Genomic DNA, 6,605 nt, shown 5'->3' with positions numbered 1-6,605 from the left:
GCGAGGGCTACGGGAACTCCCTGTGCAGTTCACCGCACGCTGATCAGGAGGCCCTCCACCGCCCTGATCGCGTCCCGGTACGTGCGGGCCGCTGCCCGCAGGGCTGCTTCCGGGTCCACGCCCTCCGTTTCGGCGCGGGCGGCCAGCGCCAGGAGTTCGTAGCCGATGCCCTCGCCGGTGGGGAGGGGGACGTCCAGGCCCGCGGTGCGGACGCGGGAGGTGAGTTTGGCGGCGAGGGCGAGGCCGGGCTGGCCGAGGGGGACGCCGTCGGTCACCGAGTCCCGCTGCTTCTCCGCCGCCTTGGTCCGCAGCCAGTGCTCCTTGACCTCCTCCGGCGTCGACGCGGTCTCGTCGCCGAAGACGTGCGGGTGGCGGTGGATGAGCTTGGCGACGATGCCTCCGGCCACGTCGTCGACCGAGAAGGGGGCGTCGGGGTCCTCCTCCGCTATCCGTGCGTGGAAGACGACCTGGAGGAGGACGTCGCCCAGCTCCTCGCGCAGTTCGTCGCGGTCGCCGGCCTCGATCGCCTCGACGAGTTCGTACGCCTCCTCGATGGCGTACTTCGCCAGGCCCTCGTGGGTCTTGCGGGAGGACCAGGGGCACTCCTCGCGGATGCGGTCCATGACCTGGACGAGGTCGAGCAGGCGGGCGCCCGGGAGGTCGTAGGAGGCGGGGAGCAGCTCCAGCTCGGGCATCCGGACCCGGCCGGAGCCGGCGAGGCGGGCCAGGCCGTCGGTGAGGGCGGGTTCGCCCTCACCCGTCGCGACGACCACCACGGTGCGGCCGCCGGCGCAGGCGTCGACCAGTTCCCCGGCGGTGGGGGCGGCCTCGTCCACGGCCGTCCCGGCCTCCCGCAGGTAGGGCAGCTGCGGATGCGCGCCGTCGGCGCACAGCACGCGGTCCGCCGTGCGCAGTGCCTGCCAGGCGGGCCAGGACAGCAGGCCGGGGGCGACCCGGTGGCTGGTGGTGAGCAGGACGATGCGGCCGGGGTCGGTGCCGGTGCCGGCTCCCGGGGTGGTGGGTTCGGGGCTGGTGGTGTTCACGCTCCGAACGTAACGCACGGCCGTCGCCGACCTCGCGCTTTGTCCACAGACCCCAGATGATCAAGCGATCGTATGACCGCCGTCCCCGCCCGGGTGTCGGCCGGCCTACGCCGACACCTGGGTCCCGGCCGAGGTGACCTCCCGTACCCACGGGGTCTTGGCGTCCACCCGGCTGCTCTTCTGGACGTCCCAGGCGCCGTAGCGCGGGTTGAGGTCGACGTGGAGTTCCTCGGAGGCCTGGGCGAGGGCCTTCCAGAAGGCGGGCTGGGAGGTGTCGGTGCCGAGGTCCTGGGCGAGTTTGTTCGCCTCCACCTGGAAGCGGAGGTTGTCGTCCAGCTGCCGGGGGGCGACGCCGTACTTCTGCAGCCAGGCGGCCTGGAGGGCCTTGGCGCCGCCGGCCTGCCGTTCGAGGCGGGTGCGCATCTCCTCGACGTCCTTGCGGGAGACGCTGACGCCCGCGTCCCGGGCGGCGCGGTGCAGCACCCGGTCGAGGACCATGTTGTAGAGGGTGTCCCGGGTGAGGCTGCTGGTGGCGGAGAGGACCTGCTGGTACTGCGCCTGGTCCGGCACCGCGGCCCGCTGGGCCTGGCGCACCTCGTTCACACGGTCCTCCAGCTGCGCGACGGTGATCCGCCGGCCGCCGACGACGGCCGCCGCGCCCGGGTGCGCGCCGCCCGAGCAGGCGGTGAGGAGGGGGGCCGCGGCGGCGATCGCGGCGGACAGGACGAGCGCGGTGCGACGGCGGCGGTGCAAGGAGGCCTCCCGAGGAGATTGTGCGACGGTGCACAAAGTTCTTGCGGTGATCGATGGTAGGCAGTGGGCAAGCTCTGGCCAACCCATTCGACCAACGATTCACACACGTATCCGGCACCGCCGCGCCACCCTCCGGAAGGGTTTGCGGGTCACCCCCCGCGAACCGGGCTCAGCCCGTGATCGCCACCGGGGCGTCCCACGCGTCGCGGTCCACGGTGATCGTGTAACCGCCGCGGGTCTCCTTGCTGTTGACCATGTACTGGTGCGCCCGGCTGTGCCCGGTGAACTGGGTCGAGCCGAACGGCCAGTCCGCGGTGGTGGTGTTCTGCTTGTCCCACAGCGCGTACCAGAGGTTGCCCGGCAGGTCCGTCTTGTCCGTGGCGTTCGCGATCGCCTTGGCGCTGGAGCTGGTGAAGCCGTAGAAGCCCGCGCGGTACGTCTTGGCGTGCAGCTCCTTGTCGAAGGCGCGGACGTACGTCAGCACGGCGTTGTTGCACGACGTGTTCGTCGTGTCGTACGCCTCCATGTCGAGGTAGATCGGGCTGCCGGCCTTCATCCCGAGGGCGGCGGCCTTGGCCACGGCGTCGTCCGCCTCGGACTTGCCCACGGCGGCCGCGGTGGAGGCGCTGATCTTCACGGAGCCGCCGGATCCGCAGGACGGCTGGGAGCCGACGTAGAGCGGGACGAGCTTCCAGCCGAGCGCGGAGACGGACTTGACCCAGGACGCGGTGAGGTTCGGCTGGTTGCAGCCGCGGTTCTTGCCGCCGATGTAGACGGCGGCGGCGCCGTAGAAGCCGGTGTTCCAGGCCTTCATCGCGGTGAGGGAGGGCGCGGCGCAGGTGTCGAAGGCGCGGCCGGTGAACGTCTTCTGGGCGGGCCAGGTGGTGGCCGCCATGGAGGTCTGCGCGGCTATTCCGGCGCCGGCGAGGACGGCGGCGCCCGCGACGCCCCAGGTGATGTATCTGCGCTTCTTCGACTGCCGATGGCTGGACATACCGGACCCCACCCCTGTGTGTGCACTATGCAAGAAAGTCCTGCGGAAAACGGACGGCAACCTATCAGGCGCGGTGGAACTAGCCGCGCACCTGCCCCAGCCATTGCAGCGTCCGCCGGACCTCCGCCGCCATGGGGTGCCCGGGTCCGTGCAGCCGCTCCACGTCGAACAGCAGCCTGGTGAGGGTCTCGTGGGCGGCCGGCCGGTCGCCGAGGGCGAGCAGCAGGTGCCCGATCCGGCGGCGCACGTCGTGGGCGAGCTGGGGGTCACCGGCCACGTACTGGTTCTCGTAGTACGGCAGCAGCGCGCGGTACTCCGCGAGGGCCGCCGCCGGTTCGCCGAGCTGCTCCAGGCACTGGGCGATCTCGTAGCGGAAGCGCAGGGACTGCGGGTCGGCCTGGCCGGCCTCGGCGGCGCGCTCGTCGGCGAGCCGGCGCAGTTCCGGCAGCGCGCGCCGGTACTGACCGTCGTCCATCAGGGTGGCCGCGTACTGCTTGCGCAGGGACCGTACGACCGTGGAGCGCTCCCCGTGCCGGTCGGCGGCGACCGGCAGGATCGCGCCCAGGATGTCGACGGCCTGGGTGATCCGCCCCTCACCGAGCAGTCGTTTGACCTCGTCGACGGCGGTGGCGACGTCGGGCCGGCCGGGTACGGCGGCCACGGGGGCGGCGGGCTGCGGCGCGGGTGTCCGCGCGCGGTCCGGCCAGGGGGCGTGCGGGCGCAGGAAGGGGCGCGTCGGGTCCAGTGGCGCCCCCGAGGGCGTCCCGCGCGCGGGCAGGAGCGCCGCCAGGTCCTCGTAGACCTCCTGTGCGGACGCCGGCCGGTGCTGCGGGTCCTTGGCCAGCAGGCGCAGTACGAGGCCTTCGAGCGGCGCCGGGACCTCGGGGCGGATCCGGCGCACCGGCACCGGCGGCTCGTACAGGTGCCGGTGCAGCACGCCGAGGGCCGTGGAACCCGCGAACGGCACCTCCCCGCTGAGCAGTTCGTGCAGCAGCACGCCGAGCGCGTACAGGTCGGTGTACGGGCCGACCGCGCCGCCCATCGCCTGCTCGGGCGCCATGTAGGCGGGCGTACCGATCGGGGAGCCGGTGTGGGTGAGCCGGGTGGTGTCCGTGTCCATGACGGAGGCGACACCCAGGTCGAGGACGGTGACCGTGCCGTCCTGTTTCACCATCACGTTGCGCGGCTTGAGGTCGCGGTGGACGATCGGCACCGCGTGCACGGCGCTCAGCACGGCGCACAGCTGCGCGGCCACCGCCACCGCCCACTGCCACGGGTAGGGGTCGTGTTCCGCGAGGTGGTCGGAGAGGTCGGCGCCGTCCACGTACTGCATGACGAGGAAGAGTTCCTCGCCCTCGCTGCCCGCGTCGTGCACGGTGACCAGGCCCGGGTGGTCGACCTGCGCGGTCACCCGGCACTCGCGCAGGAACCGCCGGCGCAGCTCCTCCGCCTCCGCGCCCGCCACCTTGTCCGGGCGCAGCAGCTTCACCGCCACCCGCCGGTCGAGCCGCTGGTCGTACGCCGTCCACACCTGGCCCATGCCACCCTGGCCGATGAGCGTGGACAGTTCGTAGCGGCCGGCGACGATCCGTCCCGTCGCCACGGTCACCTTCCGCTCTCGTGGTGGCCGTCGTGCTTGCGCAGGTAGTCGCTGAGTTCGTCGAGTTCGGCGCGCACCTGCTCGATGCGGGCGGGCGCCGGGCGCTGGGGCGGGGCGGGTATCGGCGGATGCGCCGACGGCTGCCGGAGGATCGGGGGCGGGGTGTGCGGCGGCCGTGTGTCCAGGGGCGCCGTCCCGGTGGTGTACGGCGAGACGGGAGGCGCGTAGCCGTAGCTCTGCGCCGCGTACTGCGCGCGCCGGCGCTGGAAGTGGCGTACGTCGGCCGCGAGGTAGTAGACGACCGTGGCCAGCAGCGTGCCGAACAGCAGGGTGATCCCGACGTAACCGCCGGCGGTGTGCACGTCGTCGCCGGGTTCGCTGCCCAGCAGCACGAGGCTGAGGACGTCGGCCGCCGCGACCGCCACCAGCAGGCCGTAATCCACCGACCTGCGGGTCACGACGGCCAGCCGCAGCATCATCACCCACGTCAGGAAGCCGAGGCTGAACAGGCCCGTCGCCACGAACACCACGCGCAGCAGGACCAGTACAGCGTTGTGCGGCGGCCGCTGCACCGGCTGCGCATGGCCCTGGCCTTGCATGATCGCTCCTGTGTCGCCGGGAAAAGGGCGTACGTAACCGTCCGGTGCGGCCCGCTCGCGGACGGCACCGGTCGTACGGTGGTCGTCCCGAGCATATGGCCCGGCACGGACATACGGCCGGGGTTGTACCGAACCGTTGTGCGCAGCCCGGCCGGGAGCTCGCGCCCCCGTACGGGTGACGGCTCAGTCGGGCGCGACCGTGCCGACGGTGAGACCGTCGTACATCCCACGTACGAGCTGTTCCCCGAGCCGGCTCGTGTGGCGCAGCGCCCGCTCGAACTCGTCGAGTGCGCGGAACCGCGCGCCGTAGCGCCGCTGTTCCTCCAGGGGGAGCCGCGGCAGTTGCAGCCGGCGCACGTCCAGCCGGGTCGCGGTGGAGGCATAGCTGCTGGCCTGGCGGTTGTTGGCACTGCCCCGCAGGAAGCCGGCGAGGAACCAGGCGTCGAGCGCCGTGCGGTCGGGGCGCAGCAGGACGAGGCTGCGGCCCAGGACGGCGCCCGCCGTGGCCTCGTCGACCACGCGCGCCACCGAGCCGCCGCCGAGGACCGGCACGACGACGTCGCCCGGCTCGGTGAGGACGGCCGCCTCCTCGCTCTCGGGAAGCGTGCCGGAGGGCGCCGTGCCGGCGAGGACGTCCTGGTCGGTGAGGACGGGCACGCGCGCGTGCCCGCCGTGTCCACCGGTGCGCAGCACCAGCGCGCCGCCGCGGGCGAGTTCGCCGACGGTGGTGAGCGGCCAGCGCGCGGGCGGCGCCTGCCCGGCCGGGGGCGGGGTGAGGTCGGCGGTCAGCCGCAGGGTCTCGCCGAGCCGTTCGCGGACCGCCGTGAGCTGCTCCGCGCCGTCGGCCGCCGGCTCCGGCGGCAGGTGGCGGGCGGGTGCGAGGTCCACGTCGTCGTCGAGGAGTTCGATGACCGGTACCGTCCGGGCCAGTCCCGGCCGTTCCCCCGTGGCGCCACCGCGCTCGAAGGCACGCCAGGCGTCCAGTACGGCGTCCCGTACCGCCGCCCGGTCGGGCCCGCCCCGCCCCTCCCCAGCGAACCTCCCGGTGTCCACGAGCAGCACCTCCGGTGTGGCCGGGGTCCGGTCGGGTCTGCGCAGCACCCACAGGTGCAGCGGGATGTTGTACGGCGGTGCCGTCCCGACCGGCAGCGCCACCACCGCGCGCAGCGCGCCCCGGCGCAGCAGGTCGGCGCGGATCCGGCGGCCGGAACGGCGGGACGCGGCGGCCGGCGGCATCAGCAGGACCGCGGTGCCGCCGTCGGCGAGCCGGGCGAGGGCGTGCTGCACCCAGGCCAGCTCCGACTCGGTGCGCGCCGGGAAGCCGTACTCCCAGCGGGGGTCGTAGGCCAGCTCGTCGTGGCCCCAGTTGCGTTCGTTGAACGGGGGATGGCACAGCACGGCGTCGGCGCGCAGCTCCGGGTGGGCGTCGGCGCGCAGGGTGTCTCCGGTGGCGGCGTGCACGCGGGCCCGGGAGTGCAACGCGAGGCGCAGCGCGGTGAGCGCGGCGAGGCCGGGGGCGCTGTCCTGGGCGTACAGCTGCCGGTCGGGAACGGTGGGCATGGCCCGCAGCAGGGCGCCGGTGCCGCAGGCCGGGTCCAGGACCGTGCGGGCGGGCC

General features: G+C 73.6%; 6 protein-coding genes. All 6 read right to left on the bottom strand.

Annotated features, from left to right (window positions below):
- Positions 1-29: 29 nt before the first annotated feature.
- A complete protein-coding gene (locus ABZ646_RS37075) occupies positions 30-1,043 on the bottom strand; it encodes a nucleoside triphosphate pyrophosphohydrolase (RefSeq protein ID WP_360529214.1) in 1,014 nt (337 codons plus the stop codon).
- Between the two features lie 105 nt (positions 1,044-1,148).
- Complete coding sequence (locus ABZ646_RS37070; protein ID WP_360529211.1) at positions 1,149-1,796, bottom strand: SurA N-terminal domain-containing protein; 648 nt, start codon at positions 1,794-1,796, stop codon at positions 1,149-1,151.
- Positions 1,797-1,965: 169 nt separating this feature from the next.
- Positions 1,966-2,790, bottom strand: a complete 825-nt coding sequence (locus tag ABZ646_RS37065; protein WP_360529208.1) for a glycoside hydrolase domain-containing protein — start codon at positions 2,788-2,790, stop codon at positions 1,966-1,968.
- 79 nt (positions 2,791-2,869) lie between these two features.
- Entirely contained in the window at positions 2,870-4,378 is a 1,509-nt protein-coding gene (locus ABZ646_RS37060) for a serine/threonine-protein kinase (RefSeq protein WP_360529218.1), read from the bottom strand.
- A gap of 17 nt (positions 4,379-4,395) precedes the next feature.
- Positions 4,396-4,989 carry a hypothetical protein gene (locus ABZ646_RS37055; RefSeq protein WP_360529205.1) on the bottom strand — a complete coding sequence of 198 codons (594 nt, stop codon included), beginning with the start codon at positions 4,987-4,989 and terminating at the stop codon, positions 4,396-4,398.
- A gap of 183 nt (positions 4,990-5,172) precedes the next feature.
- On the bottom strand, positions 5,173-6,605 hold a 1,433-nt coding region (locus tag ABZ646_RS37050), incomplete at its 5' end, for an N-6 DNA methylase (protein WP_360529202.1).

Origin of the sequence: Streptomyces sp. NPDC007162 (genome assembly GCF_040634175.1) — a bacterium.
GTDB lineage: Bacteria > Actinomycetota > Actinomycetes > Streptomycetales > Streptomycetaceae > Streptomyces.
Note: the sequence above shows the minus strand (reverse complement) of the source record. Positions and strands in the feature narration are given on the sequence as shown.

Coding starts and splice junctions, on each gene's coding strand:
- ABZ646_RS37065 (WP_360529208.1), bottom strand. CDS start 2,790: ATGTCCAGCCATCGGCAGTCGAAGAAGCGCAGATACATCACCTGGGGC.
- ABZ646_RS37055 (WP_360529205.1), bottom strand. CDS start 4,989: ATGCAAGGCCAGGGCCATGCGCAGCCGGTGCAGCGGCCGCCGCACAAC.